The organism is Streptomyces sp. NPDC038200 (genome assembly GCF_055600785.1).
Genome location: NZ_JBVJYH010000002.1, coordinates 477,992 through 496,538, shown reverse-complemented (window position 1 = coordinate 496,538; position 18,547 = coordinate 477,992). Strand labels below are relative to the sequence as shown.

Annotated in this window: 19 protein-coding genes and 1 pseudogene; 11 read left to right on the top strand and 9 right to left on the bottom strand. The window is 72.1% G+C overall.

From position 1 onward, the window contains the following. Nucleotides 1–45: 45 nt before the first annotated feature. Complete coding sequence (bla, locus tag ACZ7KF_RS07195; RefSeq protein ID WP_471070034.1) at nucleotides 46–897, bottom strand: class A beta-lactamase; 852 nt, start codon at nucleotides 895–897, stop codon at nucleotides 46–48. A 204-nt stretch (nucleotides 898–1,101) separates the two neighbouring features. Between bla and ACZ7KF_RS07190 the strand changes: the two genes are divergently transcribed. Then, nucleotides 1,102–2,079, top strand: a complete 978-nt coding sequence (locus tag ACZ7KF_RS07190; RefSeq protein WP_471069948.1) for a LysR family transcriptional regulator — start codon at nucleotides 1,102–1,104, stop codon at nucleotides 2,077–2,079. Further along, the gene (locus tag ACZ7KF_RS07185) at nucleotides 2,076–3,011 is read left to right on the top strand and encodes a serine hydrolase (RefSeq protein WP_471069947.1); all 936 of its coding nucleotides are present in this window, start codon (nucleotides 2,076–2,078) and stop codon (nucleotides 3,009–3,011) included. The genes ACZ7KF_RS07190 and ACZ7KF_RS07185 overlap by 4 nt, the downstream gene beginning before the upstream one ends. A gap of 353 nt (nucleotides 3,012–3,364) precedes the next feature. Here the strand turns inward: ACZ7KF_RS07185 and ACZ7KF_RS07180 are convergent, their stop codons facing one another. Next, on the bottom strand, nucleotides 3,365–4,015 hold the full coding sequence (locus ACZ7KF_RS07180) for a response regulator (RefSeq protein WP_471069946.1): 651 nt from the start codon (nucleotides 4,013–4,015) through the stop codon (nucleotides 3,365–3,367). Beyond that, entirely contained in the window at nucleotides 4,012–5,226 is a 1,215-nt protein-coding gene (locus ACZ7KF_RS07175; RefSeq protein WP_471070032.1) for a sensor histidine kinase, read from the bottom strand. Before ACZ7KF_RS07175 ends, ACZ7KF_RS07180 begins: the two co-directional genes overlap by 4 nt. Before the next feature lie 190 nt (nucleotides 5,227–5,416). Between ACZ7KF_RS07175 and ACZ7KF_RS07170 the strand changes: the two genes are divergently transcribed. Next, nucleotides 5,417–5,983: a GlcG/HbpS family heme-binding protein gene (locus tag ACZ7KF_RS07170; protein WP_471069945.1), complete on the top strand. Its 567-nt coding sequence runs from the start codon at nucleotides 5,417–5,419 to the stop codon at nucleotides 5,981–5,983. Nucleotides 5,984–6,097: 114 nt separating this feature from the next. On the opposite strand, the gene katG is transcribed toward ACZ7KF_RS07170, so the two are convergent. The 3 genes from katG to ACZ7KF_RS07155 all read right to left on the bottom strand — a co-directional run bounded on the left by katG (nucleotide 6,098) and on the right by ACZ7KF_RS07155 (nucleotide 10,360). Then, the gene (katG, locus tag ACZ7KF_RS07165) at nucleotides 6,098–8,323 is read right to left on the bottom strand and encodes a catalase/peroxidase HPI (RefSeq protein WP_471069944.1); all 2,226 of its coding nucleotides are present in this window, start codon (nucleotides 8,321–8,323) and stop codon (nucleotides 6,098–6,100) included. A 33-nt stretch (nucleotides 8,324–8,356) separates the two neighbouring features. After that, the gene (locus ACZ7KF_RS07160) at nucleotides 8,357–8,794 is read right to left on the bottom strand and encodes a Fur family transcriptional regulator (RefSeq protein ID WP_471069943.1); all 438 of its coding nucleotides are present in this window, start codon (nucleotides 8,792–8,794) and stop codon (nucleotides 8,357–8,359) included. A gap of 441 nt (nucleotides 8,795–9,235) precedes the next feature. Then, nucleotides 9,236–10,360 carry an abortive phage infection protein gene (locus ACZ7KF_RS07155; RefSeq protein WP_471069942.1) on the bottom strand — a complete coding sequence of 375 codons (1,125 nt, stop codon included), beginning with the start codon at nucleotides 10,358–10,360 and terminating at the stop codon, nucleotides 9,236–9,238. A gap of 214 nt (nucleotides 10,361–10,574) precedes the next feature. On the opposite strand from ACZ7KF_RS07155, the gene ACZ7KF_RS07150 reads away from it, so the two are divergent. Continuing rightward, the gene (locus tag ACZ7KF_RS07150) at nucleotides 10,575–10,844 is read left to right on the top strand and encodes a hypothetical protein (RefSeq protein WP_471069941.1); all 270 of its coding nucleotides are present in this window, start codon (nucleotides 10,575–10,577) and stop codon (nucleotides 10,842–10,844) included. Between the two features lie 106 nt (nucleotides 10,845–10,950). Here the strand turns inward: ACZ7KF_RS07150 and ACZ7KF_RS07145 are convergent, their stop codons facing one another. Then, on the bottom strand, nucleotides 10,951–11,562 hold the full coding sequence (locus ACZ7KF_RS07145) for a TetR/AcrR family transcriptional regulator (protein ID WP_471069940.1): 612 nt from the start codon (nucleotides 11,560–11,562) through the stop codon (nucleotides 10,951–10,953). Nucleotides 11,563–11,616: 54 nt separating this feature from the next. Here ACZ7KF_RS07145 and ACZ7KF_RS07140 point away from each other — a divergent pair, with 54 nt between their 5' ends. The 3 genes from ACZ7KF_RS07140 to ACZ7KF_RS07130 all read left to right on the top strand — a co-directional run bounded on the left by ACZ7KF_RS07140 (nucleotide 11,617) and on the right by ACZ7KF_RS07130 (nucleotide 14,238). Next, on the top strand, nucleotides 11,617–12,030 hold the full coding sequence (locus ACZ7KF_RS07140) for a VOC family protein (protein WP_471069939.1): 414 nt from the start codon (nucleotides 11,617–11,619) through the stop codon (nucleotides 12,028–12,030). A gap of 303 nt (nucleotides 12,031–12,333) precedes the next feature. Beyond that, a complete protein-coding gene (locus ACZ7KF_RS07135; protein ID WP_471069938.1) occupies nucleotides 12,334–13,221 on the top strand; it encodes an SDR family NAD(P)-dependent oxidoreductase in 888 nt (295 codons plus the stop codon). 87 nt (nucleotides 13,222–13,308) lie between these two features. Continuing rightward, nucleotides 13,309–14,238 carry an SDR family NAD(P)-dependent oxidoreductase gene (locus ACZ7KF_RS07130; protein WP_471069937.1) on the top strand — a complete coding sequence of 310 codons (930 nt, stop codon included), beginning with the start codon at nucleotides 13,309–13,311 and terminating at the stop codon, nucleotides 14,236–14,238. 16 nt (nucleotides 14,239–14,254) lie between these two features. Here ACZ7KF_RS07130 and ACZ7KF_RS07125 read toward each other — a convergent pair whose 3' ends face one another. After that, nucleotides 14,255–14,575, bottom strand: a complete 321-nt coding sequence (locus ACZ7KF_RS07125) for an EthD domain-containing protein (protein ID WP_471069936.1) — start codon at nucleotides 14,573–14,575, stop codon at nucleotides 14,255–14,257. 78 nt (nucleotides 14,576–14,653) lie between these two features. On the opposite strand from ACZ7KF_RS07125, the gene ACZ7KF_RS07120 reads away from it, so the two are divergent. The 3 genes from ACZ7KF_RS07120 (at nucleotide 14,654) to ACZ7KF_RS07110 (ending at nucleotide 16,621) form a co-directional block, all read left to right on the top strand. Next, entirely contained in the window at nucleotides 14,654–15,283 is a 630-nt protein-coding gene (locus ACZ7KF_RS07120) for a TetR/AcrR family transcriptional regulator (RefSeq protein WP_471069935.1), read from the top strand. Between the two features lie 78 nt (nucleotides 15,284–15,361). After that, nucleotides 15,362–15,664, top strand: a complete 303-nt coding sequence (locus tag ACZ7KF_RS07115) for a winged helix-turn-helix transcriptional regulator (protein ID WP_471069934.1) — start codon at nucleotides 15,362–15,364, stop codon at nucleotides 15,662–15,664. Nucleotides 15,665–16,186: 522 nt separating this feature from the next. Then, the gene (locus ACZ7KF_RS07110) at nucleotides 16,187–16,621 is read left to right on the top strand and encodes a VOC family protein (RefSeq protein ID WP_471069933.1); all 435 of its coding nucleotides are present in this window, start codon (nucleotides 16,187–16,189) and stop codon (nucleotides 16,619–16,621) included. 69 nt (nucleotides 16,622–16,690) lie between these two features. On the opposite strand, the pseudogene ACZ7KF_RS07105 reads toward ACZ7KF_RS07110, so the two are convergent. Then, nucleotides 16,691–16,804 (bottom strand): annotated as a pseudogene (locus ACZ7KF_RS07105) (IS5/IS1182 family transposase); the annotation flags it as partial. Between the two features lie 404 nt (nucleotides 16,805–17,208). On the opposite strand from ACZ7KF_RS07105, the gene ACZ7KF_RS07100 reads away from it, so the two are divergent. Beyond that, nucleotides 17,209–18,378 carry an acyltransferase family protein gene (locus ACZ7KF_RS07100; RefSeq protein WP_471069932.1) on the top strand — a complete coding sequence of 390 codons (1,170 nt, stop codon included), beginning with the start codon at nucleotides 17,209–17,211 and terminating at the stop codon, nucleotides 18,376–18,378. The last annotated feature ends 169 nt before the right edge of the window (nucleotides 18,379–18,547 follow it).

Here is an 18,547-nt window from a genome sequence, read left to right as displayed (position 1 = left end):
TACATGATTCATATTCATATTCATGAATCCCGATGGGAACGGGAGTTATTCGCCGGGGGCGAGGGTGCGGGCCACGATGCGCGCCGCGTCCGCGATGAGCCCCTCGTCCACCGGGGCGTCCGCTGTGCTCCGGGTCGACAGGACGGCCAGCACGACGGGGGTCCGCCGGGTCGTCCAGGCGACGCCGATGTCGTTGGCGGTCGCGTAGGAGCCGGTGCCCGTCTTGTCCGCCACCGTCCAGTCCTGCGGCAACCCCTTGCGGAACCGCTCACCGCTGGTGGTGTTGCCCTTCAGCCAGCCCACGAACCGCTCGCGGTCGGCACCGGCCAGGGCCCTGCCCAGGGTGAGGCGTTCCAGGCTCGTGGCGATCGCCTCCGGGGTCGTGGTGTCGCGCGGATCCCCCGGGACGGCCGTGTTCAGCTCCGGCTCCCACCGGTCGAGCCGGCTCACCTCGTCGCCGAGCGACCGGTAGAAGCGGGTCAGGCCGGCCGGGCCGCCGATCTCGCGCAGCAGCAGGTTGCCGGCCGCGTTGTCGCTGTACTGGATCGCCGCCGCGCACAGGTCGGCGACGGTCATCCCGGTCGCCTGGTTCTCGTCGGTCCTCGGCGAGTTGGGCAGGCTGTCGTGCGGCGGATAGTGCACCACCCGGTCCAGCGGCGCACAGCCGGCGTGGTCACGCAGGACCGCCGCGGCGGCGAACGCCTTGAACGTCGAGCACATCGCGAACCGCTCCCCCGCCCGGTGGGACACGGTCCGCCCGGTGCGCACGTTGCGGGCGTACACGCCGAGCCGGGCGCCGTAGCGCTGCTCCAGCTCGGCCAGCTCGGCCTGTCCGGCGCGTGCTCCCGCGTCCGGGGCGGCGGACGCGGGCGGCGCGGAGAGGGCCGTGGTGGTCATGGCGGCACCCGTGAGCGCGAGGCCGGCCCTGAGCAGGCGGCGGCGCGGCAGCGGGGCGGGGTGGTCGGAACCGGTCATGGCGAAGCCCTCCGAGGTCGTCCGTCAGCGGCGTCGATCTTCGACGGGGACAGCGAAACAGCAGGAGCCCGTTCATGTCCAAGAGGGAACTTTGAAGGTCGCATGCCTTATTGATATGAGTGCGGGGTGGATCTCCTGGCACACCTAGAGGCGTACGTGGCGACGGCGGACGAGACGAGTTTCTCCAGGGCGGCCGACCGGCTCGGTATCGCCCAGCCGCTGCTCAGCCGCCGTATCAAGACACTGGAGGAGCACTTCGGCGGCCCGCTGTTCGACCGGTCCCGACGGCAGATCGCGACCACCGAGCTGGGAGTGCTGCTGCTCCCGTACGCGCGGGACGTACTGGACCGGGCCCAGCGGCTGCGGCAGGCCGCCCGCTCGGCCCGGCGGTCGCGGGTGTGCGCCGTCGGAGTGCCCGCGGACTGCGCGCCGGCCGCGCTGGCCCGGGCCATCCGCGCCGGCACCGAGCACGGGATCACCTTCGGCATGCGCGAACTGCCGCCGGTGGAGCGGGTCTCCGGGCTGGCCGACGGCACGCTCGGGTACGCGCTGGTGCGAGCCGCGCCGGAACAGGCCGCGTTCCGGGTGCCGTTGGGCCTGGCGTCCGCGCCGGAACCGGACGGCACCGGGAGCGGCACCCGGCGGCGTACGGTCCACCTCGAAGAGCTGCGGCCGCGCCGCCCCCGCGCCGCCGAATCCGCCGCCCCCTCTCCCCTGCTGCTCCTGACGGAGGATCACGTGCCCTACTTCGAGGACCGATTGGCTCGGGCTGCCGCTCGCGCCGGGCTGCCCGAGGCGCGGATACGGCCGGCCGGGCCGGCGGCCACCGCGCTCGCCGAGACCCTGGCCGGCCGGGCACTGCTGCTGTGCACCGAACCGTTCGCCCGGCAGCACGGGGCACACTGGGCACCGCTGGCCGATCGCGCCCTGCACCGGGGGTACGACGTGAGCGCCGCCCCGGACCGGAACGGCGCCGCAGTCCTGCCGGGCCGGCTGGCCGCGCTGCTGGCGGCGGTCGTGGGCGCCGTACCCGCCCGGCGCGGCGGGCCGGAGCCCGGGGCCGGGAACGAGGACGTCTCCGCGCGGCTGGCGGCACGCGGATGAGCGCGCCCGTCCCGCACCATCCGGTGTGCACCGGCGACGACAGCGCCCTCCTCGATGTCGCCGAGGCGATCGCCGCGGACTGGGCGGCGCTCGGCGTGCACGGCTCCTTCCTCGCCCGCAACATCGACACCGGCGAGCAACTCGGCTTCGGCATCGACGAGTCGACGCCTCTGGCCTCGGTGGTCAAGGTCCCGCTCGCCCTGGTCGTGCTGGACCGCGTCGCGGCCGGGGAACTCGACCCGGCGCGTCCGGTGCGGGTGGGCCCGGGTGCCAGCAGCGTCGGCCCCACCGGGCTCGCCGCCTTCCGGCACCCGGCCACCGTGGCCGTCGGCGACCTGCTCCTGCTGATGCTGTCGGTGAGCGACAACGCCGCCGCGGACGCGCTGCTGGACCTGGTGCCGGCGGCGGACGTCGACGCGCGCCTGCGGGCGTGGGGTTGCGACGGGATCCGGATGCGGCACCGGATGAACCATCTGTACGAATGCGCCGCCGGTGCCGCCGGCAACGACTTCTCCCTCGCGCTGGAGCTGGCCGTGCGGGACGAGCGGGCGGGGCGGCACACCATCGAGACCCTGGACCCGGCGCATGCCAACGCCGGGTCGGCGGCGGCGCTCGTGGGCCTGTTGCAGCGTGTGTGGTGCGACGAGATCGCGAGTCCCCCGGCGACGGCCGAACTGCGCCGGCTCATGGGGCTTCAGGTCTTCACCCACCGGCTGGCGAGCGAGCTGCGGACGGACACGCTGCGGTGGAGCGGCAAGACCGGCACCTTTCTGCACCTCCGGCACGAGATCGGGGTGGTCGAGGCGGATTCCGGGGACCGGGTGGCGATGGCGGCACTGACCCGGGCGGACCGCTGCGCGGGGCTGGCCGCGGATATCGATCTGGCGATCGGGGTTGCGGGGCGGGAGGCGTTCGAGGTGCTGCGGAGGTGAGGGCGCCGGTCGCGTCAGCGCCTTGGGGAGGGGGTCGCCAGGCGGGTGCGGGTGCGATGTGGTTCCTCGCGCAGTTCCCCGCGCCCCTTCGGGGCGCTGTCGTCGGGCGGTTCGATTGCCTCATCCGGCCGACGCCTTGACAAAGGGGTCGTCGCGCGGGTGCGGGTGTGATGCGGTTGCTCGCGCAGTTCCCCGCGCCCCTTCGGGGCGCTGTCGTCGGGCGGCTCGACTGCCTCATCCGGCCGGCACCTTGACAACGGGGTCGCCGCGCGGGTGCGGGTGCGATGTGGTTGCTCGCGCAGTTCCCCGCGCCTCTTCGGGGCGCTGTCGTGGGGCGGGGGGCGGTGGGTTTGCTACGGGAGCAGGCGTTGTTCCTTTGCCACCGCTACCGCGCCCGCGCGGGTGTCGACGCCCAGTTTGTCGTAGATGCGGCGGAGATGGGTTTTGACGGTGGCCTCGCTGATGTACAGGGCGCGGGCGATGGCGTGGTTGGGCAGGCCCTGGGAGAGGTGTGTGAGGATGTCCCGTTCCCGGGGGGTGAGGGCGGGCCGTGGGTTGCGGAGCCGGGACATGACACGGTCGGCGACCGGGGGCGAGAGCGCCGGGCGGCCCTGGGCGGCGGCGTGGATCGCGGTGAAGAGATCCTCGGCACGCTCGGCCTTGAGCAGATAGCCGGTGGCGCCCGCCTCGATGGCGCGGGTGACGTCGGCGTCGGTGTCGTACGTGGTCAGCACCAGGACGTGCGGGGCGTGCGGCGCGGCGCGCAGTCGGCGGGTGGTCTCGACGCCGTCGATGCCCTCGCCCAGTTGCAGATCCATCAGGACGACGTCCGGGGCGGTCTTGCGGGCGAGGGCGAGCGCCTCCTCGCCGCCGCCGGCCTCGCCGACGACCTCGATGTCCGGGGCACTGTGCAGGAGCGCCAGCAGTCCGGCGCGTACGACGGCGTGGTCGTCGCAGACGAGGATGCGCACCGGTGGGTGTGCGGTGTCGGGGGTGTGGGTCATCTCGGCTCCAGCGGGATCGACGCGGACAGCGCCGTGCCCTCGCCCGGCGCCGACTCGATGGTGAGGGTGCCGCCCAGCTGGCGCAGACGGGCGCGGATGGCGGGCAGTCCGTGACCGCGCCGCTCGTCCGCCGAAGCCTCCCCGGCCGCGGCGGCCCCGGGGGTGGCCGGAGTGAGCGGGTCGAAGCCGCGGCCGTCGTCCGTGACGTCCAGCACGATCTGGTCGTCCAGGCAGGTCAGGGTGAGGGTGGCGGTGCCGGCCGCCGCGTATTCGCGGACGTTGGCGAGGGCACCCTGGGCGATGCGCAGCAGGGCCGATTCCACGGGGGCGGGCAGCGGGTCGGGCGGGCTGCCCTCGGCGTGGACGCGGACGGTGAGCGCGGGTGTCGTCTCGCGCTCGGCGACGGCGCGCAGGGCCTGGAGCAGGCCGCCGCCCTCGGCCAGGTCGGCCGGGGTCAGGTCGTGGACGAAGAGGCGGGCCTCGGCGAGGCTGCGTTCGGCGATCGCCGCCGCCGTGCGTACGTGGTCCCGGGCCGTGCCGGGCGCGGTGTCCCACAGGCGGTCGGCCGCCTGGAGCAGCATCCGCTGGCTGGACAGCCCCTGGGCGAGGGTGTCGTGGATCTCCCGGGCGAGCCGTTCGCGTTCGGCGAGGGTGCCCTCGCGGCGCTCGGTGGCGGCGAGGTCGCGCCGGGTGCGGACCAGGTCGTCGATCAGCGCGTCCCGGCGGGCCGCCTGGCGTTGCATGACGACGAAGACGGTGGTGGCCACGGCGGCCACCGCGGGCGGCGCGAGCAGCACATTGGGGTCCGGCCAGCCGGCGAGGCTGAGCTGGGCGGCGACCGCGAGCGCCGTCAGCAGTGCGACCAGCGGGATCGCGGTGCGCGGCGGCAGCGTGCGCAGGCCGGTGTAGAAGAGCGGGACCGCGCACCAGGCGAAGCTCGGGGCCAGCACGACGAGGATCGCCCAGGCGGCCACGACCAGGCCGAGCCAGGTCAGGCGGCGCGGGGTGGGCCGGGTGCCCAGGGCGGGGCCGAGGACGTAGAGCACGGCGAGCAGTGCCGACAGGGCGATCACCCAGGGGGTGTGCGGTCCGTCGGCGTGCCGGGCCAGATAGCGGGCGACGGACGCGGACAGCAGCACGAAGAACGCCGTGTGCATGACGACGGTGAGGGCGCGAGCGTCGTCGCGCTCGGGTGCGGCCACCCCGGGCACCTCCTTCGACTCCGCGCTGAACTGGGCAAACACCCTCCATTGTGCCCAGGACCGGGACCGGCGGGGTCATCCGATCGGATGACCCCCGTGACGTCCGGTCCGGCGACGGGAGGCGGCCTCGTCCGGGCCGAGGATCGGTTCCGGGAGCGAGTCCGCTCCCCGCCCCGGCTCTACTGGAAGGTCCCCCAGCATGCCCAGCCGCAAGAAGCCGTCCGGCCGTACCCGTGTCCTCGTGGGCGGCGCCGCCCTGGCCGTCGTCGGCGCCGGTGTCGTCGGCACGGTCGCCGCCAACGCCGCCGACTCCACGGACGCCACGCCCGCCGCCGCACCCGTGGCCGCCCGGCACGGCGAACTGACGCAGAGCACCCACCTGACCCTGGACGCCGCCACCGAGGCGGCGCAGGCCGCGGTGGAGGCCGCCGAGAAGGACGGCCGGCAGGTGTCCGTGGCCGTCGTCGACCGCAACGGCAACACCCTGGTCACCCTGCGGGGTGACGGCGCGGGTCCGCAGTCGTACGAGTCCGCCGAGCGCAAGGCGTTCACCGCGGTGTCCTGGAACGCGCCGACCTCGGAGCTGGCCAAGCGGCTGGCGCAGGCGCCGAACCTGAAGGACATCCCGGGGACGCTGTTCCTCGCGGGCGGTACGCCGGTGACGGCCAAGGGTGCTCCGGTCGCGGGCATCGGTGTCGCGGGCGCTCCGTCGGGCGACCTGGACGAGAGTTACGCGAAGGCGGGCGCGGCGGTGCTCGGCCGCTGACCGTCGGCTCGCACGGTCCCGCGGCGGAGGCCGGTCCGCCCGTGAACGAGGACGTCCGGGTCCGCCCCGCTGGGCGGACCCGGACGTCCTGTCCGGTGGTTCGGGCGAGCCGGATCAGACGAGGTCGAACCGGTCCGCGTCCATGACCTTGTGCCACGCGGCGACGAAGTCCTTCACGAACTTCTCCTTCGCGTCGTCGCCGGCGTAGACCTCGGCGAGGGCGCGCAGCTCGGAGTTGGAGCCGAAGACCAGGTCGGCACGGCTGCCGGCCCACTTCACCTCGCCGGTGGCGGCGTCGCGGCCCTCGAACGTGGTCTGGTCCTCGGATGTCGCCTTCCACGTCGTCCCGAGGTCGAGCAGGTTGACGAAGAAGTCGTTGGTGAGGACGCCGGGCGTCTTGGTGAGGACGCCGAGCTGCGACCGCTGGTGGTTGGCGCCGAGGACGCGCAGGCCGCCGACCAGCACGGTCGTCTCGGGGGCGCTCAGGTTCAGCAGGTTCGCCCGGTCGAGCAGCAGGTACTCGGCCGGCAGGCGGTTGCCCTTGCCGAGGTAGTTGCGGAAGCCGTCCGCGGTCGGCTCCAGCGCCTCGAAGGACTCGGCGTCGGTGTGCTCCTCGCCGGCGTCCACGCGGCCCGGGGTGAAGGGCACCTCGACCTCGTAGCCACCTTCCTTGGCGGCCTTCTCCACCGCGGCGGCACCGCCGAGGACGATGAGGTCGGCCAGGGAGAGCTTCTTGGCGCCGGAGGAGGCGTTGAACTCCTGCTGGATGCCTTCCAGGGTGCGCAGCACCTGGGCCAGCTCGTCGGGCTCGTTGACCTCCCAGCCGCGCTGCGGGGCGAGGCGGATGCGGGCGCCGTTGGCGCCGCCGCGCCGGTCGCTGGCGCGGAACGTGGAGGCGGAGGCCCACGCGGTGGTGACCAGCTGGGACACGGACAGGCCCGAGTCGAGCAGCTTGGTCTTCAGCGTGGCGATGTCGGCGTCGTCGATCAGCTCGCCCTCACGCTCCGGCAGCGGGTCCTGCCACAGCAGGGTCTCCTCCGGGACCTCCGGGCCGAGGTAGAGCGACTTCGGGCCCATGTCACGGTGGGTGAGCTTGTACCAGGCGCGGGCGAAGGCGTCCGCGAAGGCGTCCGGGTTCTCGTAGAACCGGCGGGAGATCGGCTCGTAGATCGGGTCGAAGCGCAGCGACAGGTCGGTGGTGAGCATCGTCGGGCGGTGCTTCTTCGACGGGTCGTGCGCGTCGGGGACGATCTCCGGAGCGTCCTTCGCCACCCACTGGTGGGCGCCGGCCGGGCTCTGGGTCAGCTCGTACTCGTACTCGAAGAGGTTCTTGAAGAACCCGTTGCTCCACTGGGTCGGCGTGGTGGTCCAGGTGACCTCCAGGCCGGACGTGATGGCGTCCCCGCCCTTGCCGGTGCCGTAGGTGCTCTTCCAGCCGAGGCCCTGTTCCTCCAGGCCGGCGGCCTCCGGGTCGGGGCCGACGTGGTCGGCGGGGCCGGCGCCGTGGGTCTTGCCGAAGGTGTGGCCGCCGGCGATCAGGGCGACGGTCTCCTCGTCGTTCATCGCCATGCGGCGGAACGTCTCGCGGATGTCACGGGCCGCCGCGACCGGGTCCGGGTTGCCGTTCGGGCCCTCCGGGTTGACGTAGATCAGGCCCATCTGGACGGCGCCGAGCGGGTTCTCCAGCTCGCGGTCGCCGGTGTAGCGCTTGTCGTCCAGCCAGGTGGTCTCGGGACCCCAGTAGACGTCCTCCTCCGACTCCCAGACGTCCTCACGGCCGCCGCCGAAGCCGAACGTCTTGAAGCCCATCGTCTCCAGGGCGACGTTGCCGGTGAGGATCATGAGGTCGGCCCAGGAGATGCTCTGGCCGTACTTCTTCTTGACCGGCCAGAGCAGACGGCGGGCCTTGTCGAGGTTGCCGTTGTCCGGCCAGCTGTTCAGGGGGGCGAAGCGCTGCTGCCCGGCGCCGGCACCGCCGCGGCCGTCGCTGATGCGGTAAGTGCCCGCGCTGTGCCATGCCATACGGATCATCAGGGGGCCGTAGTTGCCGAAGTCGGCCGGCCACCAGTCCTGCGACGTGGTCAGCACCTCGGCGATGTCCCGCTTCACGGCCGCGAGGTCGAGGGCCTTGAAAGCCTCCGCGTAGTCGAAGTCCGCACCGAGCGGGTTCGCCTCGGCCGGGTTCTTGGCAAGGATCTTCAGATTGAGCCGCTCCGGCCACCACTGGCGGTTGCCGCCACCCTGGGTCGGGTGCAGGGCCCGGCCGTGCGCGACGGGGCAACCGCCGCTTCCCTCCTCCGACTTCGCGTCAGTGACGATCGCGTCGTGGTTCTCAGTCATGGCAATCCTTCCGAACTGTGCGGAACTCGGTGCTCAGGAACTGCGGCGTGTGGAACAGTCGGGGCACAGGCCCCAGAAGACGACCTCGGCCTCGTCGATGGCGAAGCCTCGGTCGTCGGAGGCGGTCAGGCAGGGTGCGTCGCCGACGGCGCAGTCGACGTCGGCCACGGCACCGCACGACCGGCACACGATGTGGTGGTGGTTGTCGCCCACGCGTCCCTCGAACCGGGCCGGGTGGCCGGCCGGCTCGATACGCCGCACGAGGCCCGCGGCGGTGAGTGCGTGAAGAGCCTCGTAGACGGCTTGCAGGGAGATGTGGCCTACGCGATCGCGGACTCCGGAGGCGATCGCCTCGACGCCGAGGTGGTCGCCGTCCCGGACGGTCTCCAGCAGCGCGACGCGGGCTGCCGTCACGCGCAGGCCGGCACCGCGCAGTTCCTCGGCGGTGGTCGGGGTCGGGGAGGCGGTCATGGGGGCGAACCTACCCTCATAAACACGAGCGGTTCAAGAAAACGAGTGATGCAATTTTGGCCGTATCCATCGCCCGCGGGCCGCCTCCGCCGCACTCCCGTCTCCGCCCGCGCACCCGGCCGTGCGTGCGCTTCGGCGGTTTCGTCCGCGCAGTGCGGACTCGGCGGGACGGGCCGGAGGAGGGGCCGAGACGCTCGGAGGATGGGCCGGGGGGGGGCTCGAGGATGGGGCGGGGGGCTCGAGGACGGGCCGGGGGGCTCGGTGGCCTGCCCCCGCATCATGTGGCCCCGGGTCGGCGACAGGCGCGCGCCTGGCCGGACCGTCCTCCGAACGGGTGAACCGGCGTGCCGGTGCACGCCGGTTCGGGCGACCGGTGGGGTAGCCCGTCATGCCGGCGGGCCGGGAGATCGCTTCCCCGTGTCCCGCCGGGCCGTGGCCGGATCAGTGGGCGTGCGGGCGGCCGGTGCGGGCGGACCGGTAGCGGCGGGCCAGGGCGTGGAAGGCCTCCTTCGGCTCCCAGTGCCAGCCGGACGCGGGGTCACCCGGGCGGTCCTCCAGGGGCTTGGTGACGGCGTAGCTCGCCATGTCCAGGTCGTGGCGCGGGTCGCCCGGCCGGTGCGGGGCGTCCGGGGTGACGAACTCGAAGGCCATCGCCGCGTACAGATCCATGGAGGAGAACGCGTCGAGGAGTTGGGTGAGATAGGTCGCCTGGGTGCGTTCGCTGCGGACCAGGTCACCCTTGATCTCGTTCTTGTCGCGGTCGACGACATCCCAGCCCATCCCCGCCGTCCGGGGTGCCCCGACGTAGGCGCAGGTACCGAACTCGGTGATGGCCACCGGCTTGCCCCACCGCAGAAAGCGGTTCAACTCCCGTACGTAGTCCGCCTTCTGCGGGAAGTACGCGTAGTAGTCGATGCCCACGATGTCGAAGAGGCTCCAGTCGACCTTGTCGTCCTGGGCGGCGGCATAGCTCAGCCGGCCGCGGAAGACGGACCGGCCGACGGCGGCGGCCTTCGCCGTGAAGCGGTCCAGGCGGTGCTGCATCGCGACGGGGTCCACCTTGCCGTCGAGCAGGTTCCGGATGCGTTCGAAGACATCGGCGCCCGGGACGATGCCGGGCACGAACAGCCAGAACTCGCAGCCCACGCTGAGATCCACGGCGGCACCCTGCCGGCGCAGCCGCTCCGCGAACCGGCCGGTCTCGGCCAGGTGTTCCAGGATGTCCCGCTCCGGGGCGTCGCCGAGGGTCGGCTGGAGCCAGACGCGCAGCCCCCGTTCGGCCACCTCGGCGGCGGTCGCCGTCAGGCGTTCCACCCCGTCCCCCGTCACATCGACGGTGTCGGCGTACAGCTCGTCACGGATGACCCGGACGTCCTCCCGCATCCGGGCCGCGTCGAAGGCCGTCCCCGGCCGCTCACCCTCACCCACGGTGTACACGATCCCGTGGTGGCGCAGTCCCCGTCGCGCCGCCCGGGCCGGGCCGGCCGGCAGTACGGCGGCGGCCAGCCCGGCGGACGCCGCACCGGCCAGGAACTGTGCGCGATCGATTCCCTTGGTCCTCTGCATACGGTCACCCTGCCGGGCCCGGCCGCACCGGCGCTGTCCGCCGACGGTAGGCGGAGCGCGGCCGAAAGGCGGGAAATCCGGCGCCGAAAGGCGAAGCGCCCGCGCCGAAGGTCACCGTCCACCGTCTCTCGCACATCACCACAAAGGACATACGAAGCCTTCGAGGTGAGAAACTCGGGCTCCGCCGTCGAGGGGGCCGTCGAGAGGGACGCTGGTGGACTGGGACGCCGTCGCCGACGAGCTGTACGGGCTGCGGCCGGAGGAATTCGTCGCCGCCCGCGACCGCCGCGCCCTGGAAGCACGCAGGGCCGGTGATCGGGCCCTGGCCGAGCAGATCGGCGCGCTGCGGCGGCCGAGCCCGGCACGGCGGGCCGACCGGGACGTCCGGGAGGCCCGGCGGCGGGCCGGGGCGGCCGCCGCACGGCTGGAGCGGACGGTCGCCGGTGCGGGATCTCACCGGCCGTGTCCTACGGCGACGCCGTGACGCGCGACGTCAGCCTGTGTCTCACTCCGAGTCCGAGCGGAGCAGTCTCACGAACGTGGCCTCTTCTGCGCCGACACCTGTGAGCCCGGGCCCGCCTCTCGTGCGATCACGATCCGGCGTTCTGGCCCGTGATCTCCCGCGCCGTGCGGGCTGCCTTCTTCTCGGCGTCCGTGAGGGCCGCGCTTCCCATGCCGAACAGTCCCTGCCTCAGGAACACGGCTAGGCCGTGTGCGGCGGCGGCGACCCGAAGCAGCAGGTCGAATGCGGCGTCCGGGGCCGGGGCGAGCCGTCGGGCCACCGGCAGCAGGAGGCCGGCTACCTCGTCGCCCGTCGAGGCCAGTTCGGCGAACCTGGACTTGTCGAGTCCCGCGTTGAAGGTGACATCGAACAGAGCGGGTTCCTCCGCAGCGAATCTGACGTATGCCGCCGCAAAGGATGCCAGTTGTTCGACGGGGTCGTCGCTGGCCTTCATGGCCGCCGCGAAACGATTCCGCTGCTCGCGGTAGCCCCGTGTGGCGAGTTCCGCCAGCAGCGCGTCCCGGTCGGCGAAGTGCTTGTACGGTGCCGCGACGCTCACTCCGGCCCGGCGGCTCGCCTCGGCCAGGGTGAATCCGTGAGGGCCTCGCTCGCCGACCAGTTCCAAGGAAGCCTGAAGGAGGGCGTTGCGCAGGTCGCCGTGATGGTGGCCGACCGGACGACGAGTCGCAGGAGGAGACATGCCCGTAGGTTAACATCGCTTACCAGGTAAATGGCATTAACCAGGGGAGTCGTCATGTCCGTTGCCCGGTTTCACCACGTCAGCCTCTCGGTCGCGGACCTCGCCGCACAGGAAGCCTGGTACGCCGACGCGTTCGGGCTCACGCAGGTGGAGGAGCGCCTGGAGATGCCCGAAGCCGGAGTGCGTACCGTCGTTCTGAGCGATGCGGCGGGCCTGCGGGTGGAGTTCGTCGAGCGGTCCGGCTCGCGCCCCGTCTCACACACCGACGCTTTCGCCGCCACTGCCGTGCAGACGTTCACCCACCTGGCCCTTCAAGTTCCGGACCTCGACGGCGCGTTCGCCCGTCTGACGCAGGACTGCGGTGCTGCTGCGGTGTCGCCGCCGGCGCCTGGCGCCAGTGAAGGCATGCGGTATGCGTACGTCGCCGACCCGGAGGGCAATCTGCTGGAGCTGATCGAGGCGGCATGAGCAGGGCGGGGGCGGGCGCCGCACCGCGGAGCTCATGCGGAGGGGCGAGGAGTGTGGGCGTCGAGTGCCGCCGCGCGGAGCACGGTGGCCACACGTGTCATGGCCGGGGAGGGCGGGGCCGGGAGGCGCCAGGAGGCAGGCACCGCGAGACGCAAGGGACGTTCGGTGAGGGTCTGCAGTGTCAGCGGGGGCGACTCGCGCAGCGCGGCCGGTGACACATCGGTGAAGTCCATGAGGTTTGCGCATACTGGCTGTGCCGAACTTTCGTTGGACTCATGGAGTGAGGGTTTCTAGCGTGGAGGCATGACCACTTCACGCATTGCTCTCGTCACGGGGGCCAACCAGGGGCTCGGCCGGGCCCTCGCCGAAGGACTGGCGGCCCGCATGGATCCGCGGGACCTGGTCCTGCTCACCGGCCGCAGCCGCCGGCGTGTGGCGGACGCCGCCCGGGAAGTCACCGAGTTGTCCGCCACCCGTGCCCGTGTCGAGGGCCGGGTCCTGGATGTCACGGACACCGACGCCATCGCCCGTCTCGCCGAGGACCTGCGCGCCCGGTACGGCGGGGTGGACGTCGTCATCTCCAACGCGGTCGCCCGGCTGCTGCCCGAGGAGTCACAGGCCGAGCGGGCCGACGAGTTCATCGACGTCTCCAACACCGCCACGCACGCGATCCTGCGCTCCTTCGGTCCCGTGCTGCGCCCGGGCGGCCGACTCCTCGTCGTGGCCAGCAGCCTGGGCACGCTCGGTCACCTCGACGGCCGACTTCACCACTTCTTCGACGGGGCGAGCCTGGACCAGGTCGAGTACGCGGTGGAGTCGTGGCGCAGTGCCATCCATCACAACACCGCGCACGAGGCGGGCTGGCCGCTGTGGCTGAACGTGCCCTCGAAGGTGGCCCAGGTCGCCGCCGTCCGTGCCGTCGCGGCCGAACGCCGTGCCCGTGACCTCGCCGACGGCACGCTCGTCGCCGCCGTGTGCCCCGGCATGGTCGACACCGCGACCTCGCGCCCGTGGTTCAGCGACTACAGCCAGGCCCAGCCTCCGGCCCGGGCCGCCGAGGCCGTCCTCGACCTGGTCTTCGCCGAGCACGTCGATCCCGTGCTCTACGGCGAGTTGGTGCGCTTCGGCAAGGTCCTGCCCTGGCGCGACGGCACGCCTCCCGTCGAACAGGACGGACTGCTCGTCCCCTGACCACACCGACCGACGTCCGTCCTCCGCGCCCGCGGGCGCGTCACGATCCAGTTTTCCGGCAAGCAGCCTTTCAGCAAGGAGCCTCTGATGAGTGCCCTCACCACCCCGTTCGATTTCGCCAGCACCGCCGACGAAGTCGTGGCAGGGATCGATCTCACCGGCCGTCGTGCGGTGGTCACCGGTGCCTCCTCGGGCATCGGGGCGGAGACGGCGCGCGCCCTGGCGGCCACCGGCGCGGCCGTCACCCTCGCCGTGCGGGACGTGGAGGCCGGCGAACGCGTCGCCAAGGACATCACCCGATCGACCGGCAACCAGGGCCTTCGGGCCGCGCACCTTGACCTGACCGATCCCGCGTCCATCGCGGCCTTCGTCACTGCCTGGCAGGGCCCGCTGCACATCCTGGTGAACAACGCGGGCGTCATGGCCTGCCCCGAGCAGTACACGAAAGAAGGCTGGGAGTGGCAGTTCGCCACCAACCACCTGGGCCACTTCGCCCTCGCCACCGGCCTGCACGACGCGCTGGCTGCCGATGGCAACGCCCGTGTCGTGGTGGTGAGTTCCACCGGTCACCAGCAGTCGCCGATCGTGTGGGACGACATCAACTTCGCCTTCCGCCCCTATGACCCGTGGTTGGCCTACGGTCAGTCCAAGACCGCGAACGTCCTGTTCGCGGTGGAGGCGACCCGCCGCTGGGCCGACGACAACATCACCGCCAACGCCCTGATGCCGGGCGCCATTTACACCAACCTGCAGCGGCACACCGGCGGCCGGGGCAGCGGCCGCGTTCCCGCCGAGCTGATCAAGACCGTCGAGCAGGGTGCCGCCACGTCGGCGCTCCTCGCCGTCTCGCCGCTGCTCGAAGGCGTCGGCGGCCGCTACTTCGTCGACTGCAGCGAGGCTGAGATCGTCGACCGGCGCTCCGGCACGCTGCACGGTGTCGCCCGCTACGCGCTCGACCCGCACGGCGCGCGGCGCCTCTGGGACCTGTCGCAGGATCTCCTGACCGGCGCCGCGTGATCACGGTGTGTCCCGGCTAGACGAGCTGCACCTGCCGGTCGAGGACCGCCGAATGGATGCCGGTCGACGCCTCCCGCATATAGGCGCCGCGCAGACCGTGCGCCCGCTGGTACTGCGGGGTCGCGAGCGCCTCGCGCATGGCGGACCGCGAGTCGAAGCTGATCCGCACGATGGCGTCGATGGGCTGCTCCACGCCGTCGTTCGCCGCGTCGGTCAGGTAGTACTGCACGTATTCCTTCACCTGGGGCAGCGCCGCGTAGGTCGGTCCGTATTCGTGTTCCATGAAATGGCGGAAGTCTTCCGTGGAGACCTCGGGCCGCTTTCGGATCACGGTCATGAGCGTGAGCATCGTCGTATCCACCTTCCTGAACACCTGTTCATTGCAGCTTACAATGAACAGGTGTTCAATGGTGGGGTGAGCAGATCCAGAGGAACCGACGCCACCAGAGACAGCCGCGACCTGCGGGCTGAGCTCGTCGCGGCCGCGGTGGCGATGCTGGCGCAGCCGCAGCCCGTCGCCGTGCCGTCCCTGCGCTCGATCGCGCGGGCCTGCCGGGTCGCTCCGTCGGCTGTCTACTGGCACTTCCCCTCCGAGGCCGATTTGCGGTCCGCCGTGCTCGACGCCGAGTACGGCTCCCTGATCAGTGCTGTCGAAGCGGCGCTGGACAGTGCACCCGAGGACGCCGACCGGCTGGTCCTCGCGGGTGACGCGTACATCGCCTGGGCCCTGGAACACCCCGGCGCCTACCAACTGCTGTTCGAGAGCGACGACGAGGTCCCGGCCACCCGCGCCGCACACGGGCCCCGGCTGCAGCGGCGCATCGTGGAGCTCGCCCGCCGCGTCGATCCGAAGGCCCCCTTCGCCGCGGCGCTCCTTCTGTGGTCGGCCTGGCACGGCGTGGTCTCGCTGCGCCTGCACAAGACCGAGTGGGACTGGGGTATGACACCCCACGAGGCCAATCGACGCCTGGTCGCGGCCCTCACACCCCACCCCTCCTCGCAGGACCATCCCACCGAGAACGGCTCCCCGCACCATGCCCCCTGACCCGCACCCCGCCGGCCCTTCGGCGCCGGTGTGCTCCATCAGCCGTGTCGAGCACGCCCTCCGGATCCTGCGGGGACGATGGAAACTGCTGATCGCCACCTCCTCGTCCGCCGGCCGCGCCGCTTCTCCGACCTCGAACGGGCCATCCCGGACGTGACGCAGAAGATGCTCATCCAGCAGCTACGCGCGCCGGAGAGCGACGGCGTCGTGCGGCGCATCGTCTACGACGAGGTGCCACCTCATGTGGAGTACGAACTGACCTTGGCCGGAGCCGAGTTGGCGACCGCCCTGTACGCCCTGCACGACTGGGCGGCGCGGTCGCACCTTGCAGCGGCCCCTGCCCGGGCGGACGAGGCCGTGGCGCCCGGCGAGGTGGGCTGAGGAGCACCGTCACACGGTGGGGAAGGTGTCCATCCAGATGATCTCCAAGGTGCGGTGTCTGATGCGCCATCCCTCCGGACGCCGCTCCAGCCGGTCGACGAAGAAGCCGGTCTGGATGAGGTTCCAGCCCTGTCCTTCGGTGCTGCCCTTGTGGGTGTGCAGGTGCTGGGTTCGGGCGACAGCGCGTCAAGGCGTGCAGGACGCGTGCGCAGTCGGGGCGGCCGGTGAGTTCGGCGAGCAGTGAGGACGCGTTGCGGCTGCTGACGGTGGTGCCGGTCAGTCGGGTGGCTGCCGGGATCGGGGGGTGTTGCCGACTAAGGGGTGTCCCGCAACTGATCTTGGCAGGAAGATGGTTGGGCAGGACTGGATCCTGGGAACCACTGGGGCGCTCCGCCGCCACGGTCGCGTCGTTCTCGTGGACGGTCAGGTTTGTCGCGGCGGCCCGGGATGCGACGGGTGGCGTGCGGATCCGCCTGTGGGAATGAGCGGCAGGCTCCCCCTGGTACGCGGTACGGTGCGCCGATGTCAGCGATCAAGAAGTTCCAAGTCACCTTTGACTGCGCAGACCCTGAGCGCCTCGCTCGCTTCTGGTGCGAAGTGTTGGGGTACGTCATACCGCCGCCACCGGAGGGGTTCGCCACCTGGGACGAATTCAACCGCACCCTGCCTCCTGAGAAGCAGGGATCATGGTTCGCCTGCAGTGATCCCTCAGGCGTGGGCCCGCGCCTGTACTTCCAGCGCGTCCCCGAAGGCAAGATCGTCAAGAATCGCGTGCATCTCGACGTCCGGGTCGGCACCGGGCTCGTGGGGGACGAGCGCCTCGCCACGCTCGAAGCCGAGTGCGCACGACTGGTCGCGCTCGGCGCCACCCACGTGCAAACGCTGTATGCCGATGAGGAAAACGAGTCGTGCATCCCGATGCTGGACATCGAGGGCAACGAATTCTGTCTCGACTGAGCACTCTCCGAGCCGGGGAGGCGGGGAGCCGCCTCCCTTGGGCCTCTCTGGTCGCGTACGGGGCGGCCGTCACCCCGTGAGGGCGAGGTTGTGCAGCCGGGCGATGCCGAGCAAGGCGACGGCGTGCACGCCGTCGCCTTTCAGACGGCAGTCGCGAAGGATCTTCCATGCCTTCGTCCGCGCGGCTGCTGCCCTGTCGGCCCGCCCCCCAACGGTTCCTGCGGGCTGCGCCGCGTCCTCGACCCGTCCGGCGCCCCGGCCCGCGTCCATCGGGACCTGGCCCGGGGGCGGGGCGAGGACGACGGGAACGCTTCCTCGGCACCCTGCGGGGGGCGGGAGCGGGTCGGCACCTCACACACCCGGACGGGCGCACCCGGGGTGCGCCCGTCCGGGTGTGTGAGGTGCACCCGTCACCCTGACGAGCGTCGTCACCCGTGCGGGTGCATCCGGTCCCGCCGTCCGTGGCACAGGCGGCGGTCCGTCGTTCGGCAGCCGTGTGATGTTTGCCCTGCGACGTGATGGACCCGGGGCGAACGGGCAACGTTCCCCGTCATGCCCCAAGCGACCCCACTGCGGCAGGTGATGTGATGACCACGGCGACGACCCGGGCGCTCCGGACGCCGCCCACCCGAAGCGGCGCGCCCGCCGCCGGGGTCTCCCCACGGGCCGCCCTGCCCTCCCTTCCTTCCCTGACCGGCCTGCGGTGGATGGCGGCGCTGCTGGTGTTCGGGTTGCACGTCCACAACTTCGGCTACTTCGGCGGCACGGGCGGCCGCCTCGTCTCCTGGGGTTTCGGCGCCGGCGCCACCGGAGTGTCCTTCTTCTTCGTGCTGTCCGGATTCGTGCTGACCTGGTCGGCGCGGCCCCGCGACCGCGCGCTCTCCTTCTGGTGGCGGCGCGTCGCCCGGATCTACCCGGTGCACCTGGTCACGCTCGCCGTCGCGTTCGTCCTGGCGTACACGACGGCGCACCAGCCGCGGCCGACACCGAAGCAGGCCGTGGCGAACGCGCTGCTCCTGCATTCCTGGTGGCGGCCGTGGTGGCAGACGCTGAACCCGGTGAGCTGGTCCCTGGCCTGCGAGGCGTTCTTCTACGCTGCCTTCCCGCTGCTCATCCTGGTGCTGCGCCGGCTCGGGGCGCGCGGCGCGACCGCGCTGGGCGGGCTGTCACTGGCCGCGGTACCGGTGCTGGCCTGGGCGGAGGCCCATCACTGGTGGAGCCAGTCCGTCTACTCCTTCCCCGCCGCACGGCTGCCCGAGTTCGTGCTCGGCGCCGTCACCGCGCGGCTGGTGCTGCTCGGCCGCTGGCGCGGGCCGGGACTGGAGGCGTCGCTCGCGTTGGCGATCATCGGCTACTTCCTGGTCCCGCAGGTCACGGCCGACTACTCCGCCACCGTGTGCACGATCATGGGATTCGCCCTGCTCATCCCCGCGGCGGCGGTCGCGGACCTGCACGCGCTGCCGTCCCTGTGGCGGCACCGGCGGATGGTGCGGCTCGGGGAGCTGTCGTTCGCCTTCTACATGATCCATCTGCTGGTGCTGCGCGCCGCCACGGGGCTGCTGGGCAGGAAACCGCACTTCGGTCTGCCGGTGGGCCTGGCCGTCACCGCGACCGCGTTCACGGTGTCGCTGGCCCTGTCCTGGGTGCTGTACGAGGGCGTGGAGCGCCCGGCGCGCCGGCTGCTGCTGCGCCGGCGCCGGCCCGCCCCCCGGGCCGAGCCGGTCGCGCCCCGCCGTACGGTCCCGGCGCGCGACTGATCACGGAATCCACCCGGGCGTCCGTCGCACGCGCGGGTGACGTCGGCAACAGTGAGGAGAGTCCTGCCGGTTTCGGGGTAGGCGGCTGACCGACACCGGCCCGGCGGCGCACATCGGCGGGCCGGCGCCACGTGAACGCACCGAACGAACCGGTCGATCGGCACGCCCG